Origin of the sequence: Companilactobacillus kimchii DSM 13961 = JCM 10707 (assembly GCF_001435445.1) — a bacterium.
Taxonomy (GTDB): domain Bacteria; phylum Bacillota; class Bacilli; order Lactobacillales; family Lactobacillaceae; genus Companilactobacillus; species Companilactobacillus kimchii.
Genome location: NZ_AZDH01000027.1, coordinates 65,557 through 81,585 on the forward strand (window position 1 = coordinate 65,557; position 16,029 = coordinate 81,585).

14 protein-coding genes and 1 tRNA gene are annotated in these 16,029 nt (G+C 34.7%); 7 read left to right on the forward strand and 8 right to left on the reverse strand.

Annotated features, from left to right (window positions below; translation table 11 throughout):
• Nucleotides 1-15 precede the first annotated feature (15 nt).
• Nucleotides 16-771: a potassium channel family protein gene (locus FC97_RS11795; RefSeq protein WP_056968277.1), complete on the forward strand. Its 756-nt coding sequence runs from the start codon at nt 16-18 to the stop codon at nt 769-771.
• Between the two features lie 42 nt (nt 772-813).
• On the opposite strand, the gene FC97_RS11800 is transcribed toward FC97_RS11795, so the two are convergent.
• From FC97_RS11800 to FC97_RS11810, 3 genes are read right to left on the reverse strand one after another with little or no spacing between them, the layout of a single operon-like run.
• The gene (locus FC97_RS11800; protein ID WP_054641909.1) at nt 814-1,563 is read right to left on the reverse strand and encodes a methyltransferase domain-containing protein; all 750 of its coding nucleotides are present in this window, start codon (nt 1,561-1,563) and stop codon (nt 814-816) included.
• Between the two features lie 30 nt (nt 1,564-1,593).
• Entirely contained in the window at nt 1,594-3,111 is a 1,518-nt protein-coding gene (locus tag FC97_RS11805; RefSeq protein ID WP_054641910.1) for a glycoside hydrolase family 1 protein, read from the reverse strand.
• A gap of 12 nt (nt 3,112-3,123) precedes the next feature.
• On the reverse strand, nt 3,124-4,998 hold the full coding sequence (locus FC97_RS11810; RefSeq protein WP_056968280.1) for a PTS beta-glucoside transporter subunit IIBCA: 1,875 nt from the start codon (nt 4,996-4,998) through the stop codon (nt 3,124-3,126).
• Nucleotides 4,999-5,341: 343 nt separating this feature from the next.
• Between FC97_RS11810 and FC97_RS11815 the strand changes: the two genes are divergently transcribed.
• From FC97_RS11815 to FC97_RS11830, 4 genes are all read left to right on the forward strand, one after another.
• Entirely contained in the window at nt 5,342-5,899 is a 558-nt protein-coding gene (locus FC97_RS11815) for a TetR/AcrR family transcriptional regulator (protein ID WP_054641911.1), read from the forward strand.
• A 7-nt stretch (nt 5,900-5,906) separates the two neighbouring features.
• Nucleotides 5,907-6,497 (forward strand): NAD(P)H-dependent oxidoreductase, encoded by a 591-nt coding sequence (locus FC97_RS11820; protein ID WP_087882337.1) that lies wholly within the window; start codon nt 5,907-5,909, stop codon nt 6,495-6,497.
• Between the two features lie 92 nt (nt 6,498-6,589).
• A complete protein-coding gene (locus FC97_RS11825) occupies nt 6,590-7,075 on the forward strand; it encodes a TspO/MBR family protein (RefSeq protein ID WP_054641913.1) in 486 nt (161 codons plus the stop codon).
• A gap of 203 nt (nt 7,076-7,278) precedes the next feature.
• On the forward strand, nt 7,279-8,775 hold the full coding sequence (locus FC97_RS11830; RefSeq protein WP_056968282.1) for a hypothetical protein: 1,497 nt from the start codon (nt 7,279-7,281) through the stop codon (nt 8,773-8,775).
• A 50-nt stretch (nt 8,776-8,825) separates the two neighbouring features.
• On the opposite strand, the gene FC97_RS11835 is transcribed toward FC97_RS11830, so the two are convergent.
• The 5 genes from FC97_RS11835 to FC97_RS11855 all read right to left on the reverse strand — a co-directional run bounded on the left by FC97_RS11835 (nt 8,826) and on the right by FC97_RS11855 (nt 13,347).
• Nucleotides 8,826-9,440 (reverse strand): hypothetical protein, encoded by a 615-nt coding sequence (locus FC97_RS11835; RefSeq protein WP_054641915.1) that lies wholly within the window; start codon nt 9,438-9,440, stop codon nt 8,826-8,828.
• 165 nt (nt 9,441-9,605) lie between these two features.
• Nucleotides 9,606-9,695: transfer RNA gene (locus FC97_RS11840), tRNA-Ser, on the reverse strand.
• A 27-nt stretch (nt 9,696-9,722) separates the two neighbouring features.
• A complete protein-coding gene (locus FC97_RS11845; RefSeq protein ID WP_025085743.1) occupies nt 9,723-10,241 on the reverse strand; it encodes an adenine phosphoribosyltransferase in 519 nt (172 codons plus the stop codon).
• 21 nt (nt 10,242-10,262) lie between these two features.
• Nucleotides 10,263-12,590, reverse strand: coding sequence for a single-stranded-DNA-specific exonuclease RecJ (gene recJ / locus FC97_RS11850; RefSeq protein ID WP_234030738.1), 2,328 nt, complete (start codon nt 12,588-12,590; stop codon nt 10,263-10,265).
• Nucleotides 12,591-12,687: 97 nt separating this feature from the next.
• Nucleotides 12,688-13,347, reverse strand: a complete 660-nt coding sequence (locus FC97_RS11855; protein ID WP_056968284.1) for a class A sortase — start codon at nt 13,345-13,347, stop codon at nt 12,688-12,690.
• A 172-nt stretch (nt 13,348-13,519) separates the two neighbouring features.
• On the opposite strand from FC97_RS11855, the gene galE reads away from it, so the two are divergent.
• Together galE and FC97_RS11865 are read left to right on the forward strand one after the other, a co-directional pair.
• The gene (gene galE, locus FC97_RS11860; RefSeq protein WP_025085746.1) at nt 13,520-14,512 is read left to right on the forward strand and encodes a UDP-glucose 4-epimerase GalE; all 993 of its coding nucleotides are present in this window, start codon (nt 13,520-13,522) and stop codon (nt 14,510-14,512) included.
• Nucleotides 14,513-14,668: 156 nt separating this feature from the next.
• The gene (locus FC97_RS11865) at nt 14,669-16,027 is read left to right on the forward strand and encodes a GGDEF domain-containing protein (RefSeq protein WP_054641917.1); all 1,359 of its coding nucleotides are present in this window, start codon (nt 14,669-14,671) and stop codon (nt 16,025-16,027) included.
• Nucleotides 16,028-16,029 lie beyond the last annotated feature (2 nt).

The following is a 16,029-nucleotide window of genomic DNA, read 5'->3' on the forward strand; positions in this document are numbered from 1 at the left end:
AGATGAACTGAAACCATGAAAAAGTTTCATAAATTTTTGCATTCAAATGGATATTATTTTGTCATTGTTCTAGCAGGATTATTTTCACTTGTTATTTTAGTATTGAGCTACATCCCTCACTTTGATATCTCACGCTCACCCTATATTGAAATCGATATCGCAACGCTTCTAATCTTCTGCTTCGATTACTTCGGACGTCTCTATTTAGCTAAGGACAAGGGGGATTTCTTTCGACACAATATTCTCGACCTATTAGCGATTTTGCCTTTCAATACTATATTTAACGTCTTTCGGGTATTTCGTGTAGTTAACGTACTTCGTTTCGCTAAAGTATTTACATTGATCCGCTTTATTGGAACTGCTGGGAAAATGCAAAAGAACGCTAAAAAGTTCTTACGGATCAATGGTTTTATTTACTTGATCATTATCTGTGGAATCGTCTTAGTTACAGCAGCAATTTCTTATTCTTTAGCTGAAAATGTTTCTTTAAGTAATTCATTTTGGTGGGCCATTGTGACCGCTTCTACAGTTGGTTATGGTGACGTTGCACCGACTACACTTGTTGGTAGAATTTCAGCTGTCTCCTTGATGATCATTGGCATTGGCTTCATTGGAACTCTCACTAGTACAATTACCAATTACTTCACTCAAGAAACTTCCGAAAAAAGTGATGATAAATTGGATCAAATCTTAATTAAATTGGACAAGATAGAAAAAGAGAATCATGAACTACATCGTGAAATTGATGAGCTGAAGAAACGAAAAAAATAGAGGTATGAATTTTGATAATAAAATTCATACCTCTTCTTTATATTATTGCTTTCTTGCAACAATCAAAAATCGATCTTCGTAAGTGTCAATCTGTCCAGTTTGCTCGATAATATTTTGTAGTTCATAGAGTTTCGACAAGTTATCCTCTACATTAAAGTTGGGAAACTCCCATGGAACAACTGTCGCATAGTATACAACGGCTCCAACATCAAAGAACGACATTTTAGAAAAACTGACAGCAGATTTCAACACCTTTAAACCTGCTTTTTGGCAAGCAATCGTATTATTAACCAAGGTATTGTCAGGATAAGCTGGTTGATAATCATCTCTAAAGAAACGGGATAAAGAAAAATTGTTAGTGGCTCCAACCTGCTCGGTTACAAACATACCTAATTTTTTCAAAACACGACTAATCTCTGGCACTGGCATGGCCCCATGACAATTAGTCACAACGTCAAACCTACTATCTGGAACCAAATTAAGATTCTCAGCTGGATCTTCATAAAGTGTCACACCACTGGGAACAACCTTTTGCTTGAGAAATTCAACATTCGAATCCCAACCTTCAGTTACATATGTCCTTTGCGCATCGTGTCGGAAACTGGTCATCAGTTCACCACCGCCAGTATCCATATCTAGCCAAACATCTGTCGGCTGCAAGTACTTCTGGACAATTTTGGAATAATTCCAAGGCAGTGATTCATTTTGCCACCGACCATCCAAATGCTCAAAGTTCCAACCTTGCATTGCCTGATTACCTTCTTCAAGCCAAGTCTCTTCTACTGTCTTCATGATTGCCACTACCCTTTTTATTGATTTATTCTAACTAACAGCTGTTTCACTCGCATGCGTTAACGGTTCATCAAAAAATGACATAGGAATTTTATTTCCAAAGGACAACAATTTCTTATACCAATAATAACTATCTTTTCTATAACGCTTATAAGTTCCGTTACCTTCATCATCTAGATCCACATAAATCAAACCGTAACGTTTGGAAATTTGATTTGATGACGCTGAGATCATATCGGTGGTACCCCAAACACAGTAACCAATTAAATCAATTCCATCTTCAACTAAAGAAACCAACATCTGTTGAATATGGTCTCGCAAATAACAGATACGATAGTCGTCGTGAATCTTCTTATCACTTGTTAAGACATCTGAAGCGCCTAGACCATTCTCTACAATAAACAGTGGTTTTTGATACCTATCATAAAGTTTGATCAATGAAAGTCTCAAACCAATCGGATCAATCTGCCACCCCCATTCACTCTCAGGGAGATACTTATTATAAACTCCATTGATTCGATTAGCTTTAGTTACTTGTAAGCCTCTTGTATCATAAGCTGTACAAACTGATGAGTAATAACTAAAAGCAATAAAATCGGCCGTATTTCTTTTAATTAAATCTTTATCTCCCGCCTCTTCCTCGATTTTAATATCTTCTTCTTTTAACTTTTTCAGAAGGTATTTGGGATATTGGCCTCTAATTTGAATATCGCTGAAGGCATAGACATTTCTCATGATTTCAGTAGCTCTTAAAACATTTTTTGGATCACTATTATATGGATAAACCATTGTACTTGTGATCATACAACCAATCTTTAAATCAGGATACGTTTCATGACAATACTTGATGATTCTGGCCGAGGCCACAAATTGATTGTGCATTGCTTGATAAATAACATTTTTGAAATTTTTATTAGGAAATCGATCTTCGATTAACCCTGCTGATGAGAAAGGATGACGAATAATGCTGTCGATCTCATTAATAGGAATCCAATATTTTACATAATCGTGCAAATAATCAATGACTGTCTTGGCAAACTTGTCAAAGAAATCAATTACACGACGATCATACCAGGCGTCGTAATTCAAAACTAAATTCAAAGGAATTTCATAATGAGACAACGTCATAATTGGTTCAATATTATATTTATTCATTTCTTTAACTAGATCTAGATAATAATCTAGCCCGGCCTGATTAGGTTCTTGGTCATCACCATTAGGAAAAATTCTGGCCCAACTGATTGAAAACCTAAAAGCCGAAATACCCATAGCGGCCAATTGCTTAATATCTTCATGGTAATTGTGATAGAAATCTACACCATGGCGTTTAGCCCAATTTTTTGTCGAAAGATCAGACATGGCTTCTTTAACTTGCTTGCTGCTAATTGAGTTAGCAGCCTTATAATTAGTGACATCCAATTGAGGACGATATCTTAAACAGTCGGCAATTGACATTCCCTTACCGTCTTCATTCCAGCCACCTTCCACTTGGTTGGCAGACGTAGCAACTCCCCATAGAAAATCAGGATCAATCTGATAACTTTTCATAAGAGCCTCCTACTACGCTAACATCAATAAATTATTATTTATGGTGACTTCTTTCTCCACCTCAGGAATTGGCAATACTTCTAAGAAATCTTTACTGTTGAGTACAATAACCATAACCGTAGAATCATAGCCTGCTTTCTTAATACTTGCAACATCAAATCTTAACAATTCTTGACCAGCAGAAAATCGTTCACTTTTTTGAACTAATGTTTGAAAATACTTTCCTTTTAACTGTACTGTGTCAATTCCAACATGAATCAACAAATCAGCATTATTATCTAAATGAATCCCAATAGCATGTCCAGTTGCAAATGAAGCAGTTACCTTGCCATCAGTTGGCGCAACTACTTTTCCAGAATTAGGAACAACTGCAATTCCTTTGCCCATAATGCCACTGGAAAAAGTCTTATCATTAACTTTGCTCAAGGCAATCACTTTACCTTCAACTGGACTCTTGAGTGTTTGTTTTGCATTAGTTTGTTTATTAGCGTTATTTTTTTCAAATTTAAGATCCGGGTCATCTACCGGATCCTCAAACCCGATCAGCCAAGTAGCCACAAAGGTTACTAAACTGGAAACTGCAATTGTCATAATTGCAGGTAATATGAAATTTTCAGTCTTTGAAACCCACATAGGCAAACTCAACAGACCAGGCGTGACATAAACAAATGCTTTCATTTTCATAAATCCAGCAAATATTCCGGCAACAGCACCACCAATCATGGCACCATACATTGGTTTCTTTAATTTTAAATTAACACCAAACATTGCCGGCTCAGTGATACCACCTAAATAAGCGGTAGCACTGGATGACAAGGCCAAACTTCTTAATTTTTTATTTTTAGTTCTTAATCCCACTGCCAAATTAGCAGCTGCTTGAGACATATTCGAACATAAAGCTGCCACTCGAACAATTGGGTCGTATCCCTTAGAAATCAACAATTGAATACTAATTGGACTTAAGGCTTTGTGAACCCCCATTGAAACTAGCCAGGGGTAAAGACCAGCCAACACTGGAATAGCGACCATTCCCACATTGTTATATAGAAACATACTGCCATTAGCAATACCCTTAGAAATTAAATTAGCAACAGGACCAATGATTAAAAAAGTCAACGGTGCTGTAAAGAGAATAACCAACATTGGTTCTGCAAACACCTTAATGACATTAGGTGTAACCTTCTTAACAATTCTCTCAATATAGGACATAGCCCACACTGACAAAATAGCAGGAATAAAAGTCGAAGAATATGATACTAAATCGACTGATAAACCTAAAAAACGTATTGGCTTACCGGCAGCCACCATCGCTACCCAATTAGGATTAACTGTTACTAATCCGATAAAAGCCCCCAAGATTTGATTGGTTTTAAAAACCTTAGCAGCGGAAAATCCAATAAAAGCCGGCATAAAATAATACCCAGTGTCAAATATTAGATTCAGCATAATATAGGTTTGGCCTTTGGATGATAATACACCCATCATATTCAGAACTAAAAGCAGAACCTTTCCCATTCCGGCTCCCGCCAATAAAGGAATAGCTGGCGAAAGTATCCCTGTAACCGTTTCAATTACCTTATCTACTGGACTTTGCTTCTTTAAGGATTTCTGAGAATTATACGAATTATTAGACACATCGTCAAAATCTAACAGATCAATTAATTTGTTATAAATATCTTCAACACGACCTCCAATAACAATCTGATACTGTCCAGCACGTTTAACCAGTTGCAGTATTCCTGGAATATTTTCAATTTTTTTATCATCTGCTTTTGACTCGTCATATAAAACGAATCTTAATCGTGTAGCGCAATGAATAACAGATTTAATGTTTTTCTTGCCACCAACACCCTGAATAATTTGCTTATCCATTTGTTCATATTCCATGATCTTCACTCCCAAAACTATACATAACATAGTGATATTTTCACGGTAACAATAAGCTTTTAAACATTATTCCTTCAAGTAATACGCACAATACAATTCAATCAATATTTTGAATTTTTACGCAAAAAAACCTACTCAGCCCTCGTTAAAATAAACGGACTAAGTAGGTTTTCGTAGTTCCTACATGTTTCCAAAGTGATCCCAATCACTCATTTACTATCCAATTCGTATTTATGATAGCGCTTACCGTATTTAGAGTCAATCTTTTACTACTTCGTCATTTTTAGTAATTTATTGTTTCCAAAAGATAACGGTGTTACCCTATGAAAAAGAGGTGAATCAAATGACTGGAAAAACTAATGATACTGAGCAAAAAATCATTTTACTAACAATTGATCTAATCAACGAAGGTGGCGTTGAACAAATATCCTTACGCAATTTGGCCAAACAATTGGGATTGACCACCGGTGCTTTCTATAAACATTTTGCCAATAAAAATGATCTATGGTTAGTAGTAACTAAGCAACTTTCTAAAAATATGAGCTTAGAATTAGCCCCCATATTACAGAAGAAATACGATTCCAAAACTAAAATTCTTGAAATTGCTAAAGTCATGCTATTGAAATTTCAAACCAATCCCAATTTAATGGATTTTCTATTCTTTAATCCAACTTCCAAGAGTGACTTGAATCTACATTCTACTGAATTCAATTTTTTAAAAATCATGAATGATTTAGTATCCAACCTAATTACCGAAAATAAACTAATAATAGATAAACAGACTTTATTTATTCAGTTGTGGTCTTTCATTCAAGGTTACGGCTTATTAATTAGAAATCATGCTACTACTTTTGATGAGGAGTTAGTTGCTCAAACTTTACATCAATTAATAAAGGAGTGAATCTATCTTGCAAAAAACTTTAATCATCTATTGCCATCCCTGGAACCAAAGTTTTAATCATACCGTATTGGAACATGTTAAATATAATCTCGAAAGTAACCATAACAATTACAAAGTAATCGATCTATATACTGATGGTTTCAACCCTGCATACGATCAAGAAGAATTGAGATTATTCCATAGCGGACAGACACATGACCTTTTAGTCAAAGAATATTTAACTGATTTAAAGCAAGCAACAAATCTCATCATTATCTCACCTGTTTGGTGGAATGACCTTCCCGCCATACTAAAAGGATTTATTGATAAAGTCATGAAGGAGGGTCCCGACCTAACTCACGTCGTCACTCCAACTGGAATTAAAGGTTTACTGACCAATCTTAATTCAGCCTACGTGTTCACTAGTTCGACATCACCTACCTTTTATCTAAAACTGTTCTGTGGTAATGCTATTAAGAGAGTCTTCATCGATAGTACCCTTAAACAAATTGGCGTCAAAAAAACTAAATGGAATAATTTTGGTAAAATAAGTACTTCTAAAAAAGCAGATCGTCTGAAATATTTAAAGAAAATTGATACATTGAAATTAATTTTCTAATACCTTTTTACTTGCAAATCTCAAACTATTTTTTTCTTGTGAACTACCTCCTCAATTTAATACAATTAGTAAAAGTTTAGAGGAGACTAATTATGCAAAAATTAGGGATCAAAAAAGGGATATTTTCTTTAATAATCTTTATAATCATAGTTGAATTACTAGGAAGCTTATCTTCTGCCTTTGCCGGTAACATAAAACTTAAATATAATGTATTGAACCTTCCACCATTGTCACCGCCAGACTATATTTTTGGTATCGTTTGGCCTATACTTTACCTTTTAATTGCAATAGCGGGTTATTTGATTATTTTCTCAGATCGAGCACCTAAACGCGTGAAAATGGTATCATCAATTCTCTTTTGGCTACAATTACTTCTTAATTTTATTTGGTCAATTGTCTTTTTCCATGAACATTATATTTGGGGATTAGTAATAATCTTAGTATTAGATATCGTTGTACTCCTGTGTATTGTATTTTTCAGGCGAATTAATCGGCTCGCCAGCAACTTACTAATTCCTTATATGATTTGGATAATATTTGCTACATATTTAACGATTGGTGTAACTATACTAAATTAATAATTAAATAATGTCGAATAATTAATTTCAAGCCTTTAAGAAAATAATAAGCTCAGTGTATAAAAAGACATCAATAAGCAAATATTGATGTCTTTTTATATATTTATTTAAGCAAAATTATTTATAATTTATTGAAAATTCACTATCTACATCATAGTATATATGTATAGACTATAAGTTCTAGTTGGGGTGAGTGTTTATTCATGAATAAACCTTTCAGATTTCATCTAAATAACAAAGTTATCTTTTCAATTTTATACTTATATTTCTTCATTACGTCATTTTTAATTATTCCGGCTGGTGACGATTTCTTTTGGTGGGGCAAGCCAGGGCACTATTTATTAACACACCACTTCTATGGATTGGATTCTTCCTTTGGCGGTAGTTCCAACGGTCGCTATCTAGGTAATCTTTTGGAAATTTTGATCATGCACAGTCCCATTTTTGCGGCTATTTTTTATGCTAGTATTGTTACAATTTTTATCTGGTGCTTATGGTATTTAACTGGTCGCACTAAAATTTCACTGATTATGGCATTAGCCTTCTTTATCACTTTACAGTCTGGTTATGTTCAAAGTATTTTCATGTGGTTTGCTGGATTCGTCAACTATCTACCACCCATCAGCTTACTATTGCTCTACTGCATCATGTTCAAAAAATATATTAAAACCAATTACAGTTTACCTGCGGTGATTTTCTTTATTATGTCTTTTGTGGGTGGACTATTTGTCGAACATATGACACTTTATCAAATTTTTGTCGGCTTTATTTCTATTGGTTTTGTCAACCTTTGGAACAAATATAAAAATACTAATCTATCAAGAAATATTACTTATGCATACACACTTGGTGCCGTGTCTTCTGCCATTTTCATGTTCGTTAATCCTGCCTACTACTTTAGTAGAAATGAATATCGTAAAGTCTCCTTTTCCTTAGACAAATACTTTGAGAGTTATGTTAATACGACGCACTTTTGGATAATCACTTTTAATTATTTTATTATCACTCTAATCTGTTTATCATTGATTGTTATTGCTTTAAAAGAAATCAAAAGTAAGCGGATTCAATATTTTATTATTATCTTTGATACCTTCTTTGCAATTTACTACTTATCAATCAATTTATATCTCAAACTGAATTGTAAAATTAACTACATTAACTATCAGTTTGTTCAAATTAATCCTCACTTTGCTTTGATTGATGGCTTACTAGGAATACTATTTTATCTTTTCCTAATTGCTTCCACAGCGTTAGTTCTAAAAAGGTTTGACACTTATTTTTATTTACTCAGCACAATTGCTTTATTCATCCCTTTCTTATTCATCCTGTCACCAATATTTATTTGCGAATACTTTAGTTCGTTTGTCTTTCTGTATATCCTAGGAATTATTTATGTCAACAAGGCTGTTGCAATTGTCAATATAGATACTTTGGTTTATAAAATTTTTAAAATCATTATGAGTGGAATTGTTCTTTCCTACGCATTAGTAATGTTTATAGTGATTGCTAACTATCAAACCAATATGAATAGAGTTAAAGATCCTGATTTTCTTTATGCGGCTAAGACTTTGGGATACAAGGTTCCGTATCCTGGTTTTGTTTCACAAAATGATGAATTAATGATGCAATCCCCTCTTTATTGGCATAATCGCTTGAACTACAAACTTAATGATTACTTTTATAACGGTAATTATAAATAGCACTCAAAAAGGCCGTATCTCTTTATGAAATACGACCTTTTTGAGTACGTCTAGTAACTTGCAGTTACATTAATATCTTCAAGACTTAACCATTGATTATTGCCAATTCTATAGGCCACAAAATTCAATGGTATACCTGAACCATAAGAATAGTATCTATCTGTTAACCATGAACTATTAGCAGGTAAAGTCTTATCTGTTTTATGTCCATAGGAATCATAAATAGGTGCATTAACGCCATTCTTCACAGTGATTACTTTAGCATCTGATGGTGGATAATTATCTACTTGTCCTGGCAACTTTTGAAGTCTTACTTCAAATCCGAAGGCTGTTCCATCGGAATTATTTGCCATCCATTCGTTTGTGGCAACTCTATAAAAAGTTGCGTGAGTTCCATCAGCTTTTACACCATTGTAAATTTGTTTATCCGTTGCCCATGAAGATGACGGCCCTAAAACTCTATTGCTAATTACTCTAAAGACTCCATCGCTACCTTTGGCATAAAGCTTAACCATGCTATCTCTAGTGTTGATCACTGTTTTATAGTCACTCTCACTAGTTTGATATGTACCAGTTTCAGCCGCTTGTACAGATTGCGACTTGATACCAAATAGCATAAAGAGACTTAAAGAGAGAAAAAGGACGATTTCTTTTTTTATTTTCATATTTCGGCCCTCCTATGTAAGTGGTTACATTTTATAATGGTCTATTAAAAAATTCAAGAACTAAATTCAATCAGTAAAAAAGAAGAGACACCTTTTAAGGAGTATCCCTTCTTTTACATGCTTATCTATACAACACGTACTTCAAGCAATTATTTACTTCCACTAAGGAGAGTACAGGATTTGAACCTGCGCGCCTGCTATAAAACAGGTTCGTCGGATTTCGAGTCCGATGCATTACCACTCTGCCAACTCTCCATAATAAAGGCCTTTAGGCCCCTTTTACTAGTATTGCATAAGGGTAAACATATCATACCCTTTTATTTTATCACGTCCGTGCAAATCAGTTAACTCAATTAAGAAGGCTGTTCCAACTACGATACCGCCTAATTTTTCAATTAACTTAATTGTAGCAGCTAATGTGCCACCAGTCGCCATTAAATCGTCAACAACTAAAACTTTTTGTCCTGGTTTAATAGCATCTTTTTGCATGTACAATGAGCCTTGACCGTATTCAAGATCATATGTGACTGAAACAGTCTCACGAGGCAATTTTCCCTTCTTACGAGCGGGAGCAAAGCCAATACCCATGTTATATGCTACCGGACATCCCACAATAAAGCCACGTGCCTCCGGTCCTGCAATCATTTCTGCACCACGACTTTTAGCATACTCAACAATCTTATCGGTTGCTGCAGCATATGCCTTGCCATCAGCCATTAATGGTGAAATATCTCGAAATAGTACACCAGGTTCTGGAAAATCTTGAACATTAGCAACATATTTCTTAAAATCAATATCCATTTTTAAAATTCCCCATTCAACCTAACAATGGCAATCATAATCACTCATCCAAGATAAGAGATCGTCAAAGTTGGATTCAATTAATATTTTTTCAACTTCATTGCGTTGTAATCTCTTCAAATATGTCGGAGATTCAATCAATTCGCGTTGTTGTGAAGCATCAGCTTTTTCAACAAAGCCATTTACCATTTTAACAAAATTTAACTCAAAAAACACTTTTAAATAAAAATCAACGTCATTTTTTTCAAATTTTAAGTATTTCGCGACCAAATCCATCTGATTTGCCTGAATATTTTGGTGAGAATAAATATATTTCAATAATTCTTTCATTTTCAACATATCAGGTTTCAAATAACCATTAGCCAAATTCGTATGGAAGAACAAAGCTGTATGTTGTGACTTATTCTTCTTAATGAATTCCTTAAACAGATCCATATTATGTGGACGATCATAAATCAAAACATTATTCCCAGAGACATCCTCATCGTAACGAACCATATTCACTTGTAGCTTAGAACGTTTGGCAGCCTCATAATACGCCTCATTGAAGAAAACTACATCGTCGAAGTGGTTAATTATCTCAGTTGATATACGTTTGTTTCGATAATCGAGATAAACTTTTTTCAATTCTTGTACTTTTTGAGCAGCCGGTGAAACTTGAAAATCATCCAACATTAATTGAAGATTCTTGCGTCCAGCCCACTCATTAATACCTAATTCACCATAAACATCACAGACATCAGTCTCTTCTTCTTGAGATTTCTGATACATTCCAAAGCCAATTGCATCAACTTGATGACTCTGATCAGCCACCTGTGTCTTCAAATGTGTACCATCTTTACCAATTGAACGGATCTGAGCCAATTCAACATTGGCCAATTTAATTACTGGCTTAGGATTACCCATTCCAAATGGCGCTAAACGATTGATCTTTTTAATCAAGTCAAAGTTCAAATCAGCAATCTTCAAATCAAGATCATACTTTTTAACTACAGGTGCATGTGGATCAAAGTCCTGTTTAGCAGGTTCAGCTTGTATCAATTCAGTCAATTTATCTAGTTGGTTTTCTTCAATTGAGAAACCACAAGCTTGTGCATGTCCACCAAAAGCCGTAAACAAATCTCGGTATTGATCCAATGCTGTAAACAAATTGAACCCTTCAGGACTACGACCAGAGCCCTTCATCACACCACTATTCTCATCAAATTGAGTTGCCAAAACTGGCTTGTTTTCTTGATCCATGGCACGACTAGCTACAATTCCTAGAACACCTTGATGCCAGCCATTACCCTTTAAGACTAATACACCATTATCTTTTTGAGCCTCAATTTGATCCTGTGCATCATTAAAAGCTGAATTAACTAACTCTTGGCGGTGAGAGTTGATATCTTCAGTTTCATCAACAATCTCTTTAGCAAAAGTTTCATCACCCGTTGTCAACAATTCAACACCAGATGAAGCATTATCCAAGCGTCCTAAAGCATTGATGCGGGGTGCAATTTTAAAACCGATATCCTCTTCGGAAATATCGTTAACTTTAATCTTGCATTTTTTTATTAAGGCACTCAATCCCACATGATGATTTTGACGCATCTGTTTAAGACCTTCAGAAACAATAACACGATTCTCGCCTTTAAGAGCTACCGAGTCAGCCACAGTTCCAATTGCTGCTAAGTCTATTAATTCCAAAGCTTCGTCGCCTAGAAGGGCATCAGCTATCTTAAAAGCCACTCCTGCACCAGATAAGTATGGGCAGACGTATTCTGCACCAGGAATAGTTGGATGTACAATTGCGTCAGCTTCAGGTAATTCTTTAGGCAAATCATGGTGATCAGTCACAACTACTTGAATACCTTGATCCTTCAAATACTTGATCTGATCCTTACCGCTGACACCATTATCAACTGTAATCAATAAATCAATTCCCTTATCTGCTAATTCTTTATAACGATCCAAGTTGGGACCATAACCGTCTTTAAAACGATCTGGAATGTAAAAGATAGGTTTTGCTCCTAGTTTTTGCAAAGTCAATTTCATAATTGAAGTACTTGTAACCCCATCAGCATCATAATCACCATAAATAGCAATTTTTTTCTGTGATTGCACGGCATCATCAATTATTTCTAAGGCCTTATCCATATCATGCAAACCAAATGGATCTTGGAGTTCATCTGCATTGCTATTTAAAAAGGATTCAATCTCTAAATTGTCAGTTATACCTCTTTCTATCAATAACTGAGCCACGATATTGTCAACCTTTTTATCTGTCGCAAATTTTTCTATTTCTTGTTTTGAGGGATTTTTACGCTTTTCCCAATTTATTAATGTCAATCCATCACCTACTGTCAATTAATTATAGCAATTTTTGAACATAAAAAAAAAGCCTTGAAAGTATCATTACAATTTAGTTTTGTAAATTCTGCCTTCACAAGCTTTTAAGTTACTGTTAAGAAAAAACGGCTAAAGTAGCTTTATTCGCTGGTTCATTTCTAACAAGTGATCCTTGTAGAGCCCAACGATTAGTTCCTCCATCAGCACATGTAATTAAAGTTAAAATATTTTGACCTTTCACGTCATCTAATAAATAAACCGCCGTTGGTGGAACAATTTTCTTATAGTAAATTTTATAAGTATAAACACGTTTCATATTAGTAATATATGCTAAATCACCTATTTGAGCATTCTCCAATGGTGAGAAAAGCGCGCCCTTATTAGTCATATAATGACCTGCCAAGGCATAATTGTTCTTGCCCATTTTCTCGTCTTCTTTCATCGTACCGCCACCGGTTGAGAGAGCATTATCGCTCAAACCAACAACGATTGGCAAACGAAGATTAACTGACGGAACTGACATTTTCCCGATTACTGCGGCATCATTATTAACGGCAGCCTTAGCTACCTGACTAGCAGAAATAGGCTTCACCTTGTTAAAATCAAATTGTCCTTTTTTCTTTTGATTAGCTTTAACCTTATCAGCTGTCAAACTGCTTAAGTTATGATTAGAAATCTGCTTAACGGCATATTCCTTAATTGGCTGATTAAAAATTAAAGCTAGCGCTATCAAAAGAACCAGGATAGTTCCAAAAATTGAAAAGAATTTCTTCATCTTTTTCATTCCGTTCCAATAAATTTACAATATGCAATACAATTTTAATATTAAAGCATCTGTCCAAAAAAGTTAAGTCTTTAATCTTTTTCTAAAAACTTCAATAATATCAACATTTAAAAGCTTATAAATAAGCTATAATGTAATTATAAATGAATCTGGAGGTAATTTTATGAGCATTCTTGTTTTAGGTGGTGCCGGATACATTGGCTCACATACAGTAGACCATTTGTGCGAGCTTGGTTACGACGTCATTGTAGCAGATAACCTATCAACTGGTCATCAACAAGCTATCAATTCAAAAGCTAAATTCTATCAAGGTGATGTCCGCGATAAGGAATTTTTAATCAAATTATTCCAAAATGAAGACATTACTGATGTCATTCACTTTGCGGCCTTTTCAGTTGTTCCTGAATCAATGAAAGACCCTCTTAAGTATTTTGACAACAATACAAGTGGTATGATTTCATTACTTCAAGTAATGCATAATTTTGGCGTTAAGCACATTGTCTTCTCGTCAACCGCTGCAACTTATGGTGAACCTAAACAAATTCCTATTAAGGAAACTGATCCTACCGTACCTACTAATCCATATGGTGAAAGTAAACTAGCCATGGAAAAAATCATGCACTGGTGTGACGTAGCTTATGGTATTAAATTTGTTGCCTTAAGATACTTCAATGTTGGTGGAGCAAAGCCTGACGGCACAATCGGTGAAGATCACAATCCTGAGACTCACTTGATTCCAGTTGTCTTGCAAGTTGCTGCTGGACAACGTGATGAATTGACAATCTTCGGTGACGACTATGATACTAAGGATGGTACTAACGTCCGTGATTATGTCCACGTTGAAGATTTAGCCGAAGCTCACCGTCTGGCCATGGAATACCTTCGTAGCGGTAATGACAGCAATGTCTTTAACCTCGGCTCATCTACTGGATTCTCAAACAAGGAAATTCTTGAAGCAGCTCGTAAAGCTACTGGTAAAGAAATCCCCGCTAAAATTGGCCCAAGACGTCCCGGTGATCCAAGTACTTTGATTGCTGATTCAACAAAGGCCAGAACAGTCTTGAAGTGGCAACCTAAGTATGATGACGTTGAAAAAGTTATCAGTGATGCTTGGAACTTCAAATCAAAACATCTAAATGGTTATGAAGAAAAATAATTTTAAATTTATAAATCATTTAAAATCCAGAAACTCAATCGTGAGTCTCTGGATTTTTATTTCCCATTATTTAATTTTAAAAAAATAAATTATATTAAATCACATTTAATTGTAATATAATCAATAAGAATATTATTATATTGCGGAGGAAAGTTTATGACTTGGGCACACTTATCTATAGACCTACCGTTATTTTTAATTCGTGTTGTAATCGTCAGCTTTTTTAGTATTGGATTTATACAATTTTTCCAAAGGCTCTGGAACAAAGCTTTTGATAAAAAGGATATTTCTCAAAACAAACGATGGACAGCTAGGATTTTACTAACCCTCATTACTGCCGGCTTAGGAACATTAATTCATCTTGATGCTATGTTCTTTATTCATAATAATTCAGCCATCATATATCACAATTGGGCTCTATTTATCCTGATCTTGCCATTATTATTTGGTGGATTTTCTAAAATAGAAACTGGTATTCAAATACTGGCATTAATAGAAATTTGGTATATGCATCATGCCACTAATTTCTTTCAAGTAGTTCCTCTAGTTGCTTTTGTTATTTTTCTTGCAGCAACCATTGTATTAAAAATTTATCATAAAAAAATAATGAAAAATTGGGGTATTGGAACCCTAAGCGCAATTTTTATATCGTCCATCTTTTGGTTCACTGTTCCAAAGCAATCCATGGGTATGACTTTTACTTTAGAATGGAAAATTCAAGCTGTTATTCTTTACACTTTAATGATTACTTTTGTTCTCGGTTACTGGATTCGTCAATATCAGGAAGATCAACGTAAACGTCAACTGGAACGTCTAGCTGATTACGAACGAGGTATTGAACACAACAGTTATGCAGATCATCAGACAGAACTTCAAAAAATGTTTTCAGATGCGAAACAGTCTAAAACAAATCTAAGTTTTGCCACATTTGATCTAGATAATATGAAATTAATCAATAATCGTTTTGGTAGACTAGCAGGAAACGAAGTCCTGTCTGGAGTGTCTAGAATGATGAAACAAATTTTAAACAATTCTAATCTGGAATATCAACTCTTTTTAACCAGTGGTGAAGAATATAATATCGTCTTTCCAAATAATGAAGTTGAAACAGTCCTTCCTATAGTGAAAGCTTGCTGGCAAGGTATTCGCAAAAGTGAGTTTGCCTATAACGACCGTAACATTAGTGTCACTACTTCTGTTGGCTTAACGACCATCCATTCTGAAGATACTACAGTTAACAATATTTATAAACGTGCTGATGATGCACTTTTAAGGAGTAAACAGTACGGTCGGGATACGATTACTTTAGATAAAAAATTGTATCAGGTATTCAAAAACAGACTAAAAAATTATCTGACTATTGTTACTTTGCCCAAGATATCTATGATGTATCTAAAACTAAACCAAGTCTGTATTATCACGAACTTCTTCTTCGAACATACGATTCTAACCAAAAACGTTGGATTCTTCCTGACTACTTCGAAATCCCCGTATGGATGCAGATTACCTTATTAAAA

Excerpts from the sequence above, each read along its gene's own strand:
- FC97_RS11795 (WP_056968277.1), top strand. The coding sequence starts at position 16 with ATGAAAAAGTTTCATAAATTTTTGCATTCAAATGGATATTATTTTGTC.
- FC97_RS11800 (WP_054641909.1), bottom strand. The coding sequence starts at position 1,563 with ATGAAGACAGTAGAAGAGACTTGGCTTGAAGAAGGTAATCAGGCAATG.
- FC97_RS11805 (WP_054641910.1), bottom strand. The coding sequence starts at position 3,111 with ATGAAAAGTTATCAGATTGATCCTGATTTTCTATGGGGAGTTGCTACG.
- FC97_RS11810 (WP_056968280.1), bottom strand. The coding sequence starts at position 4,998 with ATGGAATATGAACAAATGGATAAGCAAATTATTCAGGGTGTTGGTGGC.
- FC97_RS11815 (WP_054641911.1), top strand. The coding sequence starts at position 5,342 with ATGACTGGAAAAACTAATGATACTGAGCAAAAAATCATTTTACTAACA.
- FC97_RS11825 (WP_054641913.1), top strand. The coding sequence starts at position 6,590 with ATGCAAAAATTAGGGATCAAAAAAGGGATATTTTCTTTAATAATCTTT.
- FC97_RS11830 (WP_056968282.1), top strand. The coding sequence starts at position 7,279 with ATGAATAAACCTTTCAGATTTCATCTAAATAACAAAGTTATCTTTTCA.
- FC97_RS11835 (WP_054641915.1), bottom strand. The coding sequence starts at position 9,440 with ATGAAAATAAAAAAAGAAATCGTCCTTTTTCTCTCTTTAAGTCTCTTT.
- FC97_RS11845 (WP_025085743.1), bottom strand. The coding sequence starts at position 10,241 with ATGGATATTGATTTTAAGAAATATGTTGCTAATGTTCAAGATTTTCCA.
- FC97_RS11855 (WP_056968284.1), bottom strand. The coding sequence starts at position 13,347 with ATGAAGAAATTCTTTTCAATTTTTGGAACTATCCTGGTTCTTTTGATA.
- galE (WP_025085746.1), top strand. The coding sequence starts at position 13,520 with ATGAGCATTCTTGTTTTAGGTGGTGCCGGATACATTGGCTCACATACA.
- FC97_RS11865 (WP_054641917.1), top strand. The coding sequence starts at position 14,669 with ATGACTTGGGCACACTTATCTATAGACCTACCGTTATTTTTAATTCGT.